The sequence below is a fragment of the Collimonas sp. PA-H2 genome, assembly GCF_002564105.1.
Classification (GTDB): Bacteria; Pseudomonadota; Gammaproteobacteria; order Burkholderiales; family Burkholderiaceae_D; genus Collimonas.
Genome location: NZ_PDBX01000001.1, coordinates 244,152 through 259,714, shown reverse-complemented (window position 1 = coordinate 259,714; position 15,563 = coordinate 244,152). Strand labels below are relative to the sequence as shown.

Genomic DNA, 15,563 nt, shown 5'->3' with positions numbered 1-15,563 from the left:
ACGGTTCTCCAAAAAAAATCCCGGCATGCGCTGCCGGGATTTTTTTCGGCCTCGCATTTCTGCGCAGCCCTGTTTCCAGAATTACTCGGCGATGCCGCCCACCACGTGCGAGAAGCCGCCGTCGACGTAGGTGATTTCGCCAGTGATGCCGCTAGACAGGTCGGACAGCAGGAAAGCTGCCGCATTGCCGACATCTTCCACGGTCACGTTGCGGCGCAGCGGCGCGTGCTCGGCGACGAAGCCCAGGATCTTGCCGAAGCCCTTGATGCCGCTGGCGGCCAGGGTCTTGATCGGCCCCGCCGAAATGCCGTTGACGCGGATGCCTTTCGGGCCTAGGGAACCGGCCAGGTAACGCACGCTGGCTTCCAGCGACGCCTTGGCCAGGCCCATGGTGTTGTAGTTGGGGACAACCCGCTCCGAACCGAGGTAGGTCAGGGTCAGCAGCGCCGAATTCGGACGCAGCAGCGGGATCGCCGCCTTTGCCATGGCCGGGAAGCTGTAGGCGGAAATGTCATGCGCGATCTTGAAGCCTTCACGCGACAAGCCGTCCAGGAAATCGCCGGCAATCGCATCGGCGGGGGCGAAGCCGATCGCGTGCACCAGGCCGTCCAGATGGTCCCAGGATTTGCCGAGGTCGGCAAACAGCGCATTGATCTGCTCGTCGCTGCCGACGTCGCAGTCGAAAATCAATTCGCTGCCGAATTCTTTCGCAAAATTGGTGATGCGTTCCTTGAAGCGCTCGCCGACATAGGTGAACGCCAGTTCGGCGCCTTCGCGTTTGCAGGCTCGTGCGATGCCATAAGCGATCGAGCGGTTAGACAGCAAACCGGTGATCAGAATTTTTTTGCCTTGCAGGAATGCCATATTGACTCCAGATGTGCGCGCCGTTTGTAGTGCGGGCGGGTGTGTGCTTGAGGTTGTTAGCGAACAGGGCAAGATTGTAGGGGTTCGGCGGGCGGAGGGCAACCATGTCGCTGCCCAGTCCGATATTGCATTTTCGATAATTTCCGGGATTTTAAAAAAGACCCCTGCCGCTGGCAGGCCAGCGGCAGGGGTCTTTTGGCAGCAGCGCTGAAGATAAATATCAGCTACGCGAGCCGCGGGATGAGGCCAGCACCACCGGCTTGCCGTTCTTTTTCACGGCCACCTTGTTTTTGCTGCTGCCGCGGCTGGCGACGGCAGTGTGATAGCGCACATTGTGGCCGGCTTTCTTGCCGCCGGAGCTGGACGCCACCATGCGGTTAGGCACTTGCAGCTGCAGACTCTGGCCGCGGCTGACGCCGTCGTGATACAGGCCGTTCCAGGCCTTCACCTGGCTGACGCTGACGCGATAACGCGCGGCGATCGAGGCCAGCGTATCGCGCTTGCCGACCTTGACATAGATGCGGCGGCTTTCGGGCGCATCCGGCGTCACCGCCATGGTGGCGTTGTCGGCGACTTCGGCCGTGATGTCGCTGTTGGCTTCTTCGGTTTTCGGCACCAGGATGGTGGAGCCGGCTTTCAGCAGCATTCTTGGCGGGATATGGTTGACTTCGCGGATCACGGCCGGCGTGGTGTCGAACTTGGCGGCGATGGTTTCAATCCGTTCGCGCGCGCTGCCGACGGTGTGGGAGGTCCAGGATGACAGCGTGTGGGTCCACTTGGTCAGGTTGTTCTTGAATTTCTCGGCATTGCTTTCCGGCAGCAGGATCTTGGTGTCGGAGCTGCCGATGATGACCGGGCGGTTGAACTGCGGGTTAAGCGCCTTGAATTCGTCCAGCGACAATTCCGCCAGCTGCGCGGCGACCTTGACGTCGATGTCGCGGGTCTTGCCGATGGTGACGAAGTAAGGCTGGTTGTCGATCTTCGGCAAGGCGATGCTATACATGTCCGGCGCTGCGACGATGTTCTTGACCGCTTGCAGCTTGGGGACGTAATTGCGGGTTTCGGCCGGCATCAGCGGCGCCAGGCTGTTGAAGTCAGTTGGCAGGCCGGCGGCCTGGTTCTTGTTGATGGCGCGCTGCACCGAGCCTTCGCCCCAGTTATAGGCAGCCAGCGCCAGTTGCCAGTCGCCGAACATGCCATACAGTTTCTGCAGGTAGGTCAGCGCCGCATCGGTCGAGGCCAGGACATCGCGGCGCTCATCCTTGAACATGTTTTGCTTGAGATTGTAGTCGCGCCCGGTGGACGGCACGAACTGCCACATGCCGGCCGCCTTGGCGCTGGAATAGGCTTGTGGATTGAAAGAGGATTCGATGAACGGCAGCAGCGCCAGCTCGGTCGGCATGCCGCGTTTTTCCAGCTCTTGGACTACGTGAAACAGATAGGGCGAGGCGCGCAAGGTGGTGCGCTCAAAATATTCCGGCCGGGCGCTGTAGAAATCGGTCTGGTTGACCACCTGCTGGTTATCCAGGTCCGGGATGCCAAAACCCTTGCGTATGCGCGCCCAGATGTCGACTTGCTCCATGCCAAGCATGCCGGCGCTGGGGTCGTTCGGGTCGATCAGGCTGAAAGTGGGGGTGTAGATGGAAATGTCGTTGGCTTGAGCCAAGAGCGGAGTGCCGAAAAAAGCGAACGCGGCAAAGGCGAATGTCTTGAGTTTTAGCTGGTACATGGGTTCAATTTATGTAACCGGGATGTCATCGACCGGTAATAATGGATTAGACGCAGTGTACGTAAGGCGGTTTTCTCCCGTCAAGCAGAAATTGCACTGTTACATGCGATAAGTGATTGATTTATTAGGTATTACTATCTGGAAGTCGATATGCGGAGACTATCTGACAATCTCCAACGATCGATCACTATCAATCTTTGCGGCAGGCATTGCGCTCTGCCGGATTATTTGAAAGTGTTTTTCCATTCTCGCAGTGCGGCGAAAGCCGCCACCGGCCCGTCTTTTTCAGCGAGGCGGCCGCTGTCTTGCAGGTTGGCAACGATGGTTGGCTGCCGATAGCGCAGGAACGGGTTTGTGGCGTTTTCCAGTGCGATGGTCGACGGTACGGTCGCTTGCTGACGGGCGCGCTTGGCTTGCTCGTTGGCCATGCGTTCGACCAGTCGGGCATTGTCCGGCTCGACCGCCAAGGCGAAGCGCAGGTTCGAGATGGTATATTCATGGGCGCAATAGACCAGGGTGTCGCCCGGCAAGCCGCTCAGCTTTGCCAAGGAGGCGACCATCTGCCCCGGGCTGCCTTCAAACAGGCGTCCGCAGCCGCCGGCGAACAGGGTGTCGCCGCAAAACAGCCAGGGCTGGCCCTGCGCCACATAGGCGATATGGCCGCTGGTGTGGCCTGGCACATCCAGCACCGACAAGCTCAAGTTCAACTCGGGCAGGGCGGCGATATCGCCTTCGCGCAGCGGCCTGGTGACGCCGGCGATGGCTTCTCCGGCGGGGCCGAACACCGGCACCTTATAATGCTGCAGCAAAGTTTGTACGCCGCCGACATGGTCAGCATGGTGATGAGTCAGTAAAATAGCGGCAAGAGTCAGTCCATGCGCGGCCAGTGCGGCCAGGATCGGCTGGGCGTCGCCGGGGTCGACTGCGGCGGCCAGGCGGCCATCGTGGATCAGCCAAAGATAATTGTCGTTAAAAGCCGGCACCGCCAATACACTTAGCGACTTATTTTCATCCAGTGGTTTATCGAACAAGGCAGGCATGGCAAATCCGTCAGCAGAAAAGTCCATTATAGCGCTCGGCCCCTGGCTGCAGACGCCCACCGGCAGTTACATGCTGGAATGGGAGCAGGCGCGCCTGGATGCGATGACGGCGGATATCTTCGGCTTCAACGCGATGCAGATCGGCGTGCCGCAGATCAAGGCCTTGCAGGCCAATCGCATGCGCCATAAATGGCTGACCGACAGCCGCTTGCCTGAAGTGGGCGGGGCGCAGTCCAGGGTGGTGGTGACCCACGATTTCGCCGAACTGCCGTTCGCCTCGCAAAGCCTGGACCTGGTGGTGCTGCCGCATGTGCTGGAATTTGCCGCCGAGCCGCACCAGATCCTGCGCGAGGTGGAGCGGGTGCTGATTCCGGAAGGGCAGGTCATCATCTGCGGCTTCAATCCAGCCAGCCTGTGGGGCATCCGGCAAACCATGGGGCGCATGTCGGGCGCGCATTTCCTGCCGCAGAACGCCGAATTCATCAGCTTGCTGCGGCTGAAGGACTGGCTGAAGCTGCTGAACATGGAAGTCAACCGCGGCCATTTCGGCTGCTATGCGCCGCCGTACGCCAGCAGCAAATGGCTGCATCGTTCCGCTTTCATGGAGAAGGCAGGCAACCGCTGGTGGCCATATTTCGGCGCGGTATATATTGTGCAGGCGATCAAGCGGGTCAAGGGCATGCACCTGATCGGCCCGGCGTTCAGCAAGCAGGCGATCAAGGCCGGGCGCGGCGTGCCGGCCACCAACAAGATCCACAAGGCGGATCAGAGCGGCGCGGAGTAGGCGCGCAATAAGAACTCAATTAAGTACTCAATTAAGCATACAACCACGATTTCCAGAGAATGGCCTGCGCTGCAGGCTATCCCGATAACAGAGTAATGAAAGACAGCATGGATAAAGTAGAAATTTTTGCCGACGGCGCCTGCAAAGGTAATCCTGGCACCGGCGGCTGGGGTGCGCTGCTGGTAGCGGACGGCAAGGAAAAAGAATTGTTCGGCGGCGAGCGCAACACCACCAACAACCGCATGGAGTTGAAAGCCGTGATCGAGGCGCTGACCGCCTTGACCCGGCCTTGCGAAGTCATCGTGTTTACCGACAGCCAGTACGTGCAAAAAGGCATCAGCGAATGGATACACGGCTGGAAAGCGCGCGGCTGGAAAACCGCGGCGCGCGAGCCGGTGAAAAATGTCGACCTGTGGCAGGCGCTGGACGCCGCCCAGGCCCGGCACAAGATCGAATGGCGCTGGGTCAAGGGGCATGCCGGCCACGTCGGCAACGAGCGCGCCGACCAGCTCGCCAATCGCGGCGTCGCCACGGTTGTATAAGCGCGATGAGGGCGTCGGCAGCATTGCCTGAGGCGCCGTTGCCTCAAGTATTTTTTTTAGTAATTGTTTGTATTGAAGAGTGACCATGCGACAAATTGTTCTGGATACCGAAACCACCGGCCTCAACCCGCGCACCGGCGACCGCATCATCGAAATCGGCTGCGTCGAGCTGCTGAACCGCCGCCTGACCGGCAATAATTTTCATCGCTACATCAATCCCGAGCGCGATTCGGAAGAGGGCGCGCTGGCAGTCCATGGCTTGACCACCGCCTTCCTGAGCGACAAGCCGAAGTTCGCCGAGATTTTCGAGGAGCTGCGCGAATACACCCGCGGCGCCCAGGTCATCATCCATAACGCCCCCTTCGACCTGGGTTTCCTGGACGCCGAATACAAGCACCTGGGCAAGGGGCTGTTCTCGGCTGATATCGCCGGCGTCATCGACACGCTGGTGCAAGCCAAGGAAATGTACCCCGGCAAGCGCAACTCGCTGGACGCCTTGTGCGACCGCTACGGCATCTCCAACGCCCACCGCACCTTGCACGGCGCGCTGCTGGACTCGGAATTGCTGGCCGAGGTATACCTGGCCATGACCCGCGGCCAGAACAGCTTCAGCATCGATGTCGGCGGCAGCCACGGCGATGCCGATGGCAGCGGCGCAGCGCTGGAACTGCTGCCGCTGGCGGAAATCGTGGTGCGCAGCGCCAGCGAGGACGAGCTGGCGGCGCATGAGTTGCTGCTGAACGGCCTGGACAAGGATGCCCGCGGCACTTGCATATGGCGCCAGACTTCCGTCGAACCGGCGGAAAACACGCCGCAAAAGTAATCTTGTAAAAAATATTCACAAGACACTAGCCACGAATCAAAAATGCCCTTATAATTTCGCTTCTTTAGGCGCGTAGCTCAGCTGGTTAGAGCACTACCTTGACATGGTAGGGGTCGTTGGTTCGAGTCCAATCGTGCCTACCAGTATTCTCGATGTTTGCGGGGGTGCTGGGATAAATTTGGGTTAACTCCGAATTTATTTTATGAAAATTGTTGATAGCAAATTATGAATGGAAGCGCAGTACGGCTTCCATTTTTGCTTTTTCCCTTCCGCGATCTGCGGCATCAATCCACTTGGCATAGACCGTAAATAACATTTTGGCATTTGCATGGCCAAGCTGTCTAGCGATGTAAGCCGGATTTACGCCGGCCATTAGTGCGGTCGTCGCATAGGTGTGCCGGGTCTGATAGGCTCGCCTGGTTCGTATCCCCAATTTTTTAAGACATGGCTTCCAGTAATGGTCCCGTTGTGAACGTTCGTCGTGCCATGGCTTGCGCGTGACCGGATTTTCAAAAATCTCCGCTCGTTTCATATAAGTAAACCGTTTTTGGGCTTGAAGCATATTAACGGCCCGATCAACCAGGTCGACGTCGCGGACCTCGCTCGTTTTCAGATCCTTGAATCCGCCTTTGAACGTTTTTGCTCGTGCGACCCTAATTGTTCGATTGTTCCAATCGACGTCATCCCACCGTAGGGCAATGATTTCCTCAGGGCGCATACCTGTAAGGAACGCAAAAGTGAAATAGTGAGCCACCTGCACGTGGAATCGCTCAATCATATCGGCTAGGACGCGCTCCATCTCCGCGATCGTTAGTGGATCAGGCGGCGTTTTCTGGTGCTTTGAATTGTTGATCCCATCTAGTGGATTGAGCAATTCCTGCATATCACGGCCGGCAAGTATAAAAGTGCCGCGTAACGGTATAAGATAATTGTTGCACAGCTTCGCCGATGGCCAGGGATGAGATCCGACGGCTGCTGCGATTTTTCCATGCGTGATCAAGTCAATCCGCGTTTCAGTGCCAAATTTCAATTTCCAGAATTCAAGTGCGTTTTTGTACTGGGATTGCGTCGCAGCGGCCAGACGTCCTTTAGTCTCAAGCCAAAGAGCGCATGCGGAACTAAAAGTAGGGACTTCGCTGGGAGTTTCCGTCGCATTTGTAGAATTTGGGAAGTAGAACCGGTAGTCGAAAGCTCCTACAGAGATTTTGACTTTTATTTCAGCCGCCAAACGCTCGGCATAGCGCACGTTCGCCGGTGTTGGTTCCAAATCCAACCGTTCCTTCCGCTGTTTACCTCTCCACATAAAGAGAATTCGGATACTTTTTTTCCGAATTTCTATGCCCCTTGCTCGACCCATTTGTAATATTCCTCAACGTTCATTGTTATATGCCCATCCGGCGCGCGCCGGTAGTGCGGATAGTCGCTAGTAAGCATTACGCCGGGCGCCCGTTCGCCGCGGTTGGCGTTGCTCCCGTGGGAGCGGAATCGTAATGGCCGGCACCAAGCGTCCCCGCAAGGCATACAAGCCGAGAGGAGCATTCGTTCCGATGATGCGATGCACGCGCAACGACTTGGCGCTGGAGCTGCGGCTGGCAATCGAACTGCTGATTGCAGAACCCAGCCCAGATGCCTACAACCAGCTCTCGAAGATGCTCCTGGCTATGGGGAATACTGGCGCCCGCGGCGAGTCGCTGGCACGAGCGAACAACACCATGCTGGCAATCTGTGATCGCTTCGATAGGGTTGGGAAGGTTGGCCTGTCTGCTGATGAGGCGGCATCGCTGCGTTGTGCCGCCGGCGGGCTGGATGAAATGCTCAGTCACATCCCGATCAACGTATTTAGCGCCGCAGTCGCTGTAGTGACTGCGCAGTGCATAGAGCTGGGCGTATGAACGAATTGCAAAATGAAGGCGGAGGGCACTATGGGATACGTTAATGACATTGCGGCGTTTTCGGCGTCAGCGGAAAGGCGTGCTGGTGCGGGCGCCCAGGTCAGCGATAGAGGAGAAGAGATCTGCCGCCGGCTTATTTTGGCCAGAAAGCTCAACCACCTCGACCAGCGCGAGGCGGCCAAGACTTTAGGCTATAGCAATTCGTCGCAGCTATCCAAGATTGAAGCCGGCCAGGCCAGCGTATCGAGAGAGTTCATTGTGCGTGCGGCAATCGCCTATGGAGTGAGTACCGATTACCTGTTGGGCTTATCGAATGAGCCGGAGAGGGATCCGCGCACCGCTGAGCAGGTGGCAGTGTTGCGGTCGGTGCAGGGAACGGTTGAGCAGAACGTCGCGGCGATGGTCACGGTCCTGCTGAAGAACGCGGGAGAGGTGGCACCATTGCGTTCGCACCTGGAGAGTTTGACCCAACGAATCAGCCAGCTGCAAGAGGCGTACGACAAGGTATGTCGCAAGAACGAGGCATTCCAGAACGATGTCCTGGCCGGTTCCATTCTGGAGAGTGCGGTAACCGCTGCCGGTGACGCCGCGTGCAAGGCAAAGCAGTTTGTAGAGCGACGTTCGATGATTGCGGATTTCCGCGCAAAAGCGGCAACGGACGACGGTAGCTATCCATTATTTGTGTTGGCTCAAACTTGACTTGACAACTGCGAACGTCATATCGGGGAATGTCAGATCCGATCGCGACTACTAGACATTAACATGCAATAGTTTCATTCTGTTCTTGAAATCGCGCATGTCGTCGCTTTGAAAAAGACACTTTGAGCGCAAATAACGTCGCGATTTGCGTGGTGTTCTTCACCAAGCGCCGGTAGTGGGTCTTGAGGAAATTGAACTGACAATTGCCTTATGGAAATTCTAAAACATTTGTCCTATAGTTCACTCGTGGTTTGGGTTCGACTTCGTCCGACCCCCTTTTGCGCTGCAAAAATGCAAGTGTGTTGCTGGGCAATAAGGGGCCGCTTGCGGTGATTATGCCCCCGGCCCAGCTCGTCATCGGATTTTGATTTGGATTGCGACGGTATCTCGGTGCGTTTATGTTTTGCTCTAGCACCGCCTATTGAATGGAATATGAAAGCTGCACATCGGAGGAACGATGATGGAAAGCGAGAGAAAATTCCTGAGTCTTGAATCGCGTCTGGCCGCATATAATCTTCGAGATCGGATTGACCGACTGCCCGATCTCCGGGTTGAGCCAAATGAAACAGTTGTACTCACCGCGGATGAAGAGGAACTACACCCGCACCTGGTTCGCTTGCGACCAGACTCAGCCCACGATCTCAAACGGTGGCTGGGAGTTCCCGACCATGCTGCCAGATCGACCCTCTCGCCGAGTACGGAAAACATCGGAATAGGGGCGGCAGCATCCGTGCCCGGCCAAATCTTTATTCCGCGTCCGCCAATCGATCGGATTGACCCTGAAATGCAAACGAATCTCTATAATTTTTTATTTAACAATACACGTGGAGTGAGCGACGAGAGTCTCCAAGTTTTCAAAAAGTACATTGACCGTGTTCAAATGCTCGTTAGTCTATTTCTCTTTCACGATATTTATGTCTCGCGTCACTCGCGGCTTGTAATAGATAGAAAGGTTCAGGTGTTGTTTGCGCGATATATCACGGTTGAACACACAGGCATCCTCGAGATGCAAGCGCCTTACGCCAGAATCGATTGCGCAGGCATCCGGACCGCGAGCGCTTTTAACATCGGTGAAAACCTTACGGCTGCTGTGACAATCTCAAGCGGTGCAACGAGTAAGGTCAAATCACTAAAAAATTAGCACGAGGAGAAATTGAAATGGCAGATCCTGCAGTTTTAGGTAAAGCACCGGATGTACCAAAGCAACCGGCGGCGCCTCCTACTCCGTTCGACTTTTCAGGCCCCTCACAGGATGGACGACCCGCTACTTGCACAGGAGCTTGGAACCCGATTCCAGATACGAAACCGGACGGTGGGTCGGATGGCGGTCAGGGAGCCCAAGGAGGGGATGGAATCCCTGGTCTTTCGGGTGACAATGGCAATATCCTAAGTATTGCTGTCAGTGAGTTTCTTGATGGTGTAACAGTACTTCTGCCTGGTGGTCAAGGTGGACAGGGCGCGGATGGCGCGGTAGGTGGTAGGGGGCAGGATGGTGGACAGGGTGGTTCGGGACGTGACTGCGAGGACGATGCCGATGGCGGCAAAGGTGGCAAAGGCGGCACAGGTGGCAGAGGTGGTGATGGCGGCAAAGGTGGGAATGGCGGACACTTGATCATCGCATACCATACTCCCATCAAAGCGAGCGATCTCAAATTTCAGATTCTGGGCAGTCGTGGCCGGGGAGGTGATCCCGGCAATGGAGGTGCCGGCGGACCGGGCGGACTAGGCGGTCAGCGCGGCGGAACGGGTGCGCGAAGAGAGGGTGGGCAAACGGGCGATCCGGGCGCTATTAATCCAAGCCACGGTCCCGACGGGGACAAAGATGCAGATTACGTTCTTTATGAAATTAAATGAGCCGTGCAACCATGGGACAAGGTGCGGTGGAGGCAGTTGCATCTCCCGCCATTCCATCTGCGAATGGATATCAAGTCGTATTCAAACAGGCGGAGACCCTTTTAGATGCGCAGTCTATTCCGCGACAACCGGCGCTTGGTCTGATCCACACTTTCTCTGCTGAAGGACTTGAGGGGCCGTTCAAAAAACCAAGACGATTCTCTGCGATAAATGGGGACGGTTTTCCCTTCCAATGGTCGGTTTCGTTAGGTAGGCAGACCGCAAGCTTGCGTTTCCTTACTGATTGTGGAGTTCCTGGAAGTCGTATCTCAGAACGGATAAAGCACACACGAGCCAGACTTGGAGATGTGGCGGTACAGCTCGGACTTACGGATTCCCTTCCTCATCTGGATTCTGCTCTGGCGCAGCTTTTACCCGAAGCATCTGCGCTGGATGCCTCGTTAATGGGTCTTTGTCTCGCGGTTGAATTGGATTCCAGTGGTGGGGTTGGGATAAAGGTCTATGTGAATAGTGAGGTGGGAGACGTAGGAGAACGCTATGACCGTTTCGAACGTTGTCTTGATTTCCTAGGGCGGCCTGGCGCGGTCAAGCGCTTACGAACATTACAAATGACCTTTGGGGGATCTATTGCACCTGCTTTTTCCGCGCTTGATCTAGTTCCTAAGGGGATCGGACGGATCAAGCTCTACTTTCGTCCCACGGATGGTAACGCCCGCTTTGCTGCGCTCGCCGCTCAAGCGGTAGGATGCGACCAAGCCGAGTCGCAGCTGTTGCCGCTACATCGAGCGTTCTGCAATGGTGAGGGTTATCCTGCACAAGCAGTAGACTTTTCAGTGGAGTTTCCTCCGGAGGGTCTTGCAACAGGATTCAAATTGGACCTCAATACCGGTCTCCTTTTTGGGAGCGATGCTGAGGTGGATGAACGTGTGTTGAACTTGCTGAATGAATTAAGCTTCGATTCCCAACCTTATGCGCTGGTTCGTGAAATTGTCGCGGGCAGTTGTTCCAACGAACATGTACGTTCCATTCTCTTTGTAGGATTAGCTGTGCGTGGGTTGGAGCGCAAGGTAAATGTCTATTTCCATCCCTTTCCGGCACACTAACCCGCGGGCGGTTTGAAAGGAAATACCTTGCAGGATACCTTGCCCACAGCGGAGCGCAGCCCACAATCTCTCAGTGCTCTTTTTTTTGAATATACACCCCAAGTGGTTACCGAGCCGCTCACCGATTTTTCAGGAATCAAGAGGGGTACCGCGCCGTTTTGCCAGGTTGCGCCTGGGTCACTCCAGGAGGTTCTCGGAATCATAGACCTTGCCGCTCAAGAGAGTATCCCACTGCGAGTGCGCGGGATGGGGCATGCACTTAACGGATCGAGTTTGTCTCAAGCCGGCGAACTGACTGTGTCTACGGCCTGCTTGAATTGGGTCCGGTATGAAGAGGTGGGAACAGTGACCGCGGGGGGAGGGATTGACTTGTGGTCGCTCCGCGATCTTGTCCAAGGTACGCATTTCACGTTACCCGTAGTCAATGATGGCTATGCCGGACCTTCGGTCGGAGGATTTGTGGCAGCTGGCGGGTTTGGACCGGGATCGGCAGATTTTGGCGGATTTTGGGAGAATGTGGCCGAAATCAGTCTCGTCGCTACCACTGGCTTGAAACGAATCAGGCGGCAGGACGAGCTTTTCCCGTGGCTATTTGGTTCCATGGGACAACTCGGAATCATAGTTGAGGCACGCTTGGACTTGGTCCCCTATGCTGTCGATAAAACACCCGCTTATCCATTAGGCAGATCCATTTCTATGTCTGCCATCGAGGACGCGTCCAGACGTGTAATGACGGCTCCCCCCGAAGAGATTGGAACACGGTTGTACTGGTTTACCTTGTTTGTTGCACAAGAACGCCTTGATGACGCGCTTGCGCATCTTGCAACGTTAGAGACAAAGCACAGCGGAGTTTTTCACTACCGCGAACGATACCGTTACCTGATCCGGCATCGCAATCTCGTCGTCGCCCCATTGATTTATCCTCATGCTTCTTCGTTCTTTGCGGTAGGGACGTGGGGTTTCCAACAAGATCAAACTCCCGCTGGTTTGGCACAACTAAACGCGTTTGAGCAAGATTTTATGCAGCTTGCACTGGATCATGGTTTTCAGCGCTATATTCAAAGTGAACTTGCGTCAGGTGTTTCGTTGTACCGTCGGTATTTCGCACCCGATATCTTTGCCCGATTCGGGGCGGCAAAGCTCTCCGTTGATCCTCAATCCATTTTCAATCGGGGTTGGGTATTCCCTTTCGATACTGGAATCACAGGTCTCTCTGTCCTTCCCCCGGTTTTGTAGGCACCTGTTAAGGGCTAAACTGAACTGGAGAGTGAGATGCGAGCCAACGACCGGTCTTGTGAGTACAGCGGACGTGGTCAATCAAAAGGCCGTTGTCACCTTTGGCCAAACATCGGACGTTCGACTGCCTCGGCGTGTATGACCGCACAGGGTCGTAAGCCATCCATCATCAATGACTGCTATCGGCAAAAGCTGCCGATGGCCATTACATTCCACTTGTATATTGTTGCCGTATGGCTACACTTAACCAACCACATGTTCACACGGCGTGCACTATTTTCAGTGCCAATGCATTGGTCATCAAAACACCGTATGAATTTGTAGAAGTTCAGTGGCAGGGGAACTGCATGCGGATCTCCAAAAAAAATGACGTCGCCAAGTTGTTCAACAAACGCGCCCGTTATACGTCATTATATGTTGTGTAAAAATCATTGGAAATCAGGAACAACCTCTCTTTGTGCGATGCAGATAAATTTAAGCTACAGCAAGCTTCCTGAGGCATCTTCAAGCGATCGTAATGGAAGCAATCGTGGCCTCTGTCGAGGCTCTCGGGAACAGTCACGTACGAAGGAATTGTTATGATCCGCAAACTAGGAATCGTCGCCCTGATTTTTCTTCACGCAGCAGCCGCCCACGCGGAACCAGCTCCTGGAGGGTCATATCTGCAAACCTGTCACAACATCCAACGGTCTGGGAATTTTGTGTCAGCGCGATGCGCGTCGGAGAGGTGGGGAGATAAGAATACGCAGATTGATCTGAGAAGGTGCGCCAGAAATCACACTGGACTTTCAAATCTGAACGGGGGCTTGGTTTGCGAAGGCCCGCTGCCTCCAGGCAGCTACCTAAAGACGTGCCATGCAGTCTTCATTATGGATAACCGCCTGCAGGCGAGTTGCAAGACCGAAGGCGGTGCAGGCGACTACCGAAGCAACTCCATCGTATTCAAAGGATGTAATCAGGGATTTCGAAATGCAGACGGGCGTCTCGTTTGCGGGCAATGATTGTTCGAAAAGATGGCAGCGTAATAGGGTGCCCTCAAACGTGAAGGTCTGCTTTTCGGAATTATCACGGGCATCTAAGGATCGGAAGCCGTCATCGTGTGCGCATGCACTTTAGAACTTGTTCTGCAAAAAACGTGATTGCGGAGCAAAAGAAAAGGCCCACCGAACGATGGGCCTTTTAAACATTGGTGCTGGCTGCAGGACTTGAACCCGCCACCCCCTGATTACAAGTCCAGCGACAAAATCAATACTTTCAATAACTTACTGAGTTTTCAGTTCCGCAATTTAGCAACTCCCGTAGTCTGCGAACGCAATGTCGGCGCGGGTTCATATGAAATTGCGGAACCATGAGGTCACCTATTTTTTTATATTTTAGATGCTGCGCGAATCACATCGGCCAGCACCATCGCAGCATACCCTCTGAACAGGCATTCGAACTCAAACCTTCAATTGGTTTCGCCCTTGGTAATCATTTCAACGGGGAGTGAATTTGATTTCGTAATCAATCGTACCTTGATGCTTACAAAACTGATGATGGCGCCAATGCCGAGTGCGAGACCTGCCAGGATTAGCGCGACATGCATACCCGCAAGGAGTTTTTCCGCCCCTCCTGCGACCAACGATCCGAATACCCCGACGCCGATGACGCCCCCCGTCTGGCGCGAGGCGTTTAACGCTCCAGAGGTAATACCTGTGCGTTGCCTATCGGCGTTGGCGAGAACGGCGGCCGTCATTGCGGGGACCGTCAGCGCCACACCGATGCCCGCCGCTAGTAGAGGGCCGACGATGACGCTATAGGGGGTTCTGCCGTCGATGCCAGCCAGCGCTAGGTAACCGCAAGCGGCTAGCGCCTGCCCCATCACCATGGGTAGCCGCGGCCCGAACCGCGCGGTCAGCAGACCAGAAATCAAATTGGCGACGGTTACTAGTGCCGTCATCGGGAGAAAAGCTAGTCCGGTCATCAACGGTGAATACCCCTTCGTCGCCTGGAAGAATAGGCTAAGCACAAACATCAGCCCGTAGTAGGCGAAGTTGGTGAGGAGTCCAACGACGCAGGACGCGCTCACCACTGACGAGCGGAACAATGACAGCGGCAGCATAGGATCCGCGCCATGGGCTTCGGCCAATAGGAACAACGCGCCGGCCACCAGGAAACAGGTAAAACCTGACAGGACTAGCGGATGCGTCCAGCCGAGTGAGCCGGCCTCGACGAAGCCGAGGGTGAGCCCACCTAGCGCGAGAATCGCCAATACTTGCCCAGCGAGGTCCAATCCACGGTTGGGCGTCTTTGAACCCGACGGCGCATAGGATAAAGTCAACCAGATGCCTAAGAGCCCAAGTGGCAGGTTGAGGAAGAAGATGCTCGGCCAACCTAAGCGATCCACCATGATGCCGCCAACAACTGGCCCGGCCGCAAGCGCCAAGCCGCCAACGCCAGCCCATATGCTCACGGCTCGGGCACGAGAGGCCGCTTCCGGAAAGCTGGCGCTAAGTAACGCCAACGAGGCTGGTACACAAAGTGCCGCACCCACTCCTTGGACGACGCGGCCGGCAATGAGGGTACTGATAGTGCCCGCCATGCCGCAGGCCAGTGACGCAATGGTAAACAACGCAAAACCTATGACGAAGATTCGTTTGGCACCGAAGCGGTCACCAATGGCACCTGCCGTTAACAGCAGACTCGCAAAGACCAGCGTGTAGGCGTTAATGATCCATTGCAAACCGGTCACGTTGGTGCTGAGCGACGCTTGGATCCTTTCCAGCGCAACGTTCACGACTGTGACGTCGAGAGTGACAAGGACTAAGCCTAGACTGGTGGCTATCAAAGTCAGGCGTGGCGATGTTGATTGATTCGGTTTCAGATAAGACATGAGAAGAGAGTCCCAGAGATTGTTTTCTTGTTGAAAAACGGTCGTCACGAAAACCGCTGACTAATTCCAATCTCATTGTATTGCCCTGAAAAATTATATAAACTGCCATTTTGTTTGATGACTAC

At 55.5% G+C, this 15,563-nt stretch carries 15 protein-coding genes and 1 tRNA gene; 10 read left to right on the top strand and 6 right to left on the bottom strand.

The features are described 5' to 3' along the window. Positions 1-81: 81 nt before the first annotated feature. From fabI to gloB, 3 genes are all read right to left on the bottom strand, one after another. Positions 82-864, bottom strand: coding sequence for an enoyl-ACP reductase FabI (gene fabI, locus BCF11_RS01180; protein ID WP_098493123.1), 783 nt, complete (start codon positions 862-864; stop codon positions 82-84). A gap of 220 nt (positions 865-1,084) precedes the next feature. Continuing rightward, a complete protein-coding gene (locus tag BCF11_RS01170) occupies positions 1,085-2,593 on the bottom strand; it encodes a transglycosylase SLT domain-containing protein (protein ID WP_098493121.1) in 1,509 nt (502 codons plus the stop codon). 224 nt (positions 2,594-2,817) lie between these two features. Then, complete coding sequence (gene gloB, locus BCF11_RS01165) at positions 2,818-3,633, bottom strand: hydroxyacylglutathione hydrolase (protein ID WP_098493120.1); 816 nt, start codon at positions 3,631-3,633, stop codon at positions 2,818-2,820. Between gloB and BCF11_RS01160 the strand changes: the two genes are divergently transcribed. The 4 genes from BCF11_RS01160 to BCF11_RS01145 all read left to right on the top strand — a co-directional run bounded on the left by BCF11_RS01160 (position 3,632) and on the right by BCF11_RS01145 (position 5,925). Beyond that, a complete protein-coding gene (locus tag BCF11_RS01160; protein ID WP_098493119.1) occupies positions 3,632-4,417 on the top strand; it encodes a class I SAM-dependent methyltransferase in 786 nt (261 codons plus the stop codon). The genes gloB and BCF11_RS01160 overlap by 2 nt on opposite strands. Positions 4,418-4,524: 107 nt before the next feature. Continuing rightward, positions 4,525-4,959, top strand: a complete 435-nt coding sequence (rnhA, locus tag BCF11_RS01155; RefSeq protein WP_098493118.1) for a ribonuclease HI — start codon at positions 4,525-4,527, stop codon at positions 4,957-4,959. An 85-nt stretch (positions 4,960-5,044) separates the two neighbouring features. Further along, positions 5,045-5,782 (top strand): DNA polymerase III subunit epsilon, encoded by a 738-nt coding sequence (dnaQ, locus tag BCF11_RS01150; protein ID WP_098493117.1) that lies wholly within the window; start codon positions 5,045-5,047, stop codon positions 5,780-5,782. 66 nt (positions 5,783-5,848) lie between these two features. Further along, positions 5,849-5,925, top strand: a tRNA-Val gene (locus BCF11_RS01145). Between the two features lie 80 nt (positions 5,926-6,005). Here the strand turns inward: BCF11_RS01145 and BCF11_RS01140 are convergent. Then, positions 6,006-7,139, bottom strand: coding sequence for a site-specific integrase (locus tag BCF11_RS01140; RefSeq protein ID WP_098493116.1), 1,134 nt, complete (start codon positions 7,137-7,139; stop codon positions 6,006-6,008). 133 nt (positions 7,140-7,272) lie between these two features. Between BCF11_RS01140 and BCF11_RS01135 the strand changes: the two genes are divergently transcribed. From BCF11_RS01135 to BCF11_RS01125, 3 genes are all read left to right on the top strand, one after another. Further along, positions 7,273-7,674 (top strand): hypothetical protein, encoded by a 402-nt coding sequence (locus BCF11_RS01135; protein ID WP_098493115.1) that lies wholly within the window; start codon positions 7,273-7,275, stop codon positions 7,672-7,674. A gap of 30 nt (positions 7,675-7,704) precedes the next feature. Beyond that, positions 7,705-8,373, top strand: a complete 669-nt coding sequence (locus tag BCF11_RS01130; protein ID WP_158229122.1) for a helix-turn-helix domain-containing protein — start codon at positions 7,705-7,707, stop codon at positions 8,371-8,373. A 457-nt stretch (positions 8,374-8,830) separates the two neighbouring features. Next, positions 8,831-9,514 (top strand): hypothetical protein, encoded by a 684-nt coding sequence (locus tag BCF11_RS01125; protein WP_098493113.1) that lies wholly within the window; start codon positions 8,831-8,833, stop codon positions 9,512-9,514. Positions 9,515-9,759: 245 nt separating this feature from the next. Here BCF11_RS01125 and BCF11_RS01115 read toward each other — a convergent pair whose 3' ends face one another. Beyond that, entirely contained in the window at positions 9,760-9,981 is a 222-nt protein-coding gene (locus BCF11_RS01115) for a hypothetical protein (protein WP_143751225.1), read from the bottom strand. A gap of 242 nt (positions 9,982-10,223) precedes the next feature. Here BCF11_RS01115 and BCF11_RS01110 point away from each other — a divergent pair, with 242 nt between their 5' ends. From BCF11_RS01110 to BCF11_RS28565, 3 genes are all read left to right on the top strand, one after another. After that, positions 10,224-11,330: a hypothetical protein gene (locus BCF11_RS01110; protein WP_143751224.1), complete on the top strand. Its 1,107-nt coding sequence runs from the start codon at positions 10,224-10,226 to the stop codon at positions 11,328-11,330. A gap of 27 nt (positions 11,331-11,357) precedes the next feature. Beyond that, positions 11,358-12,566, top strand: a complete 1,209-nt coding sequence (locus BCF11_RS01105) for an FAD-binding oxidoreductase (RefSeq protein ID WP_158229121.1) — start codon at positions 11,358-11,360, stop codon at positions 12,564-12,566. Between the two features lie 578 nt (positions 12,567-13,144). Beyond that, positions 13,145-13,567 (top strand): CVNH domain-containing protein, encoded by a 423-nt coding sequence (locus BCF11_RS28565; RefSeq protein WP_369827719.1) that lies wholly within the window; start codon positions 13,145-13,147, stop codon positions 13,565-13,567. 446 nt (positions 13,568-14,013) lie between these two features. Here the strand turns inward: BCF11_RS28565 and BCF11_RS01100 are convergent, their stop codons facing one another. Continuing rightward, a complete protein-coding gene (locus BCF11_RS01100) occupies positions 14,014-15,438 on the bottom strand; it encodes an MFS transporter (protein ID WP_233212328.1) in 1,425 nt (474 codons plus the stop codon). Positions 15,439-15,563 lie beyond the last annotated feature (125 nt).

Bases quoted from the DNA above. Each gene is read 5' to 3' on its own strand.
- fabI (WP_098493123.1), bottom strand. From the start codon at position 864: ATGGCATTCCTGCAAGGCAAAAAAATTCTGATCACCGGTTTGCTGTCT.
- BCF11_RS01170 (WP_098493121.1), bottom strand. From the start codon at position 2,593: ATGTACCAGCTAAAACTCAAGACATTCGCCTTTGCCGCGTTCGCTTTT.
- BCF11_RS01160 (WP_098493119.1), top strand. From the start codon at position 3,632: ATGGCAAATCCGTCAGCAGAAAAGTCCATTATAGCGCTCGGCCCCTGG.
- gloB (WP_098493120.1), bottom strand. From the start codon at position 3,633: ATGCCTGCCTTGTTCGATAAACCACTGGATGAAAATAAGTCGCTAAGT.
- rnhA (WP_098493118.1), top strand. From the start codon at position 4,525: ATGGATAAAGTAGAAATTTTTGCCGACGGCGCCTGCAAAGGTAATCCT.
- dnaQ (WP_098493117.1), top strand. From the start codon at position 5,045: ATGCGACAAATTGTTCTGGATACCGAAACCACCGGCCTCAACCCGCGC.
- BCF11_RS01140 (WP_098493116.1), bottom strand. From the start codon at position 7,139: ATGGGTCGAGCAAGGGGCATAGAAATTCGGAAAAAAAGTATCCGAATT.
- BCF11_RS01135 (WP_098493115.1), top strand. From the start codon at position 7,273: ATGGCCGGCACCAAGCGTCCCCGCAAGGCATACAAGCCGAGAGGAGCA.
- BCF11_RS01130 (WP_158229122.1), top strand. From the start codon at position 7,705: ATGGGATACGTTAATGACATTGCGGCGTTTTCGGCGTCAGCGGAAAGG.
- BCF11_RS01125 (WP_098493113.1), top strand. From the start codon at position 8,831: ATGATGGAAAGCGAGAGAAAATTCCTGAGTCTTGAATCGCGTCTGGCC.
- BCF11_RS01110 (WP_143751224.1), top strand. From the start codon at position 10,224: ATGAGCCGTGCAACCATGGGACAAGGTGCGGTGGAGGCAGTTGCATCT.
- BCF11_RS28565 (WP_369827719.1), top strand. From the start codon at position 13,145: ATGATCCGCAAACTAGGAATCGTCGCCCTGATTTTTCTTCACGCAGCA.
- BCF11_RS01100 (WP_233212328.1), bottom strand. From the start codon at position 15,438: ATGTCTTATCTGAAACCGAATCAATCAACATCGCCACGCCTGACTTTG.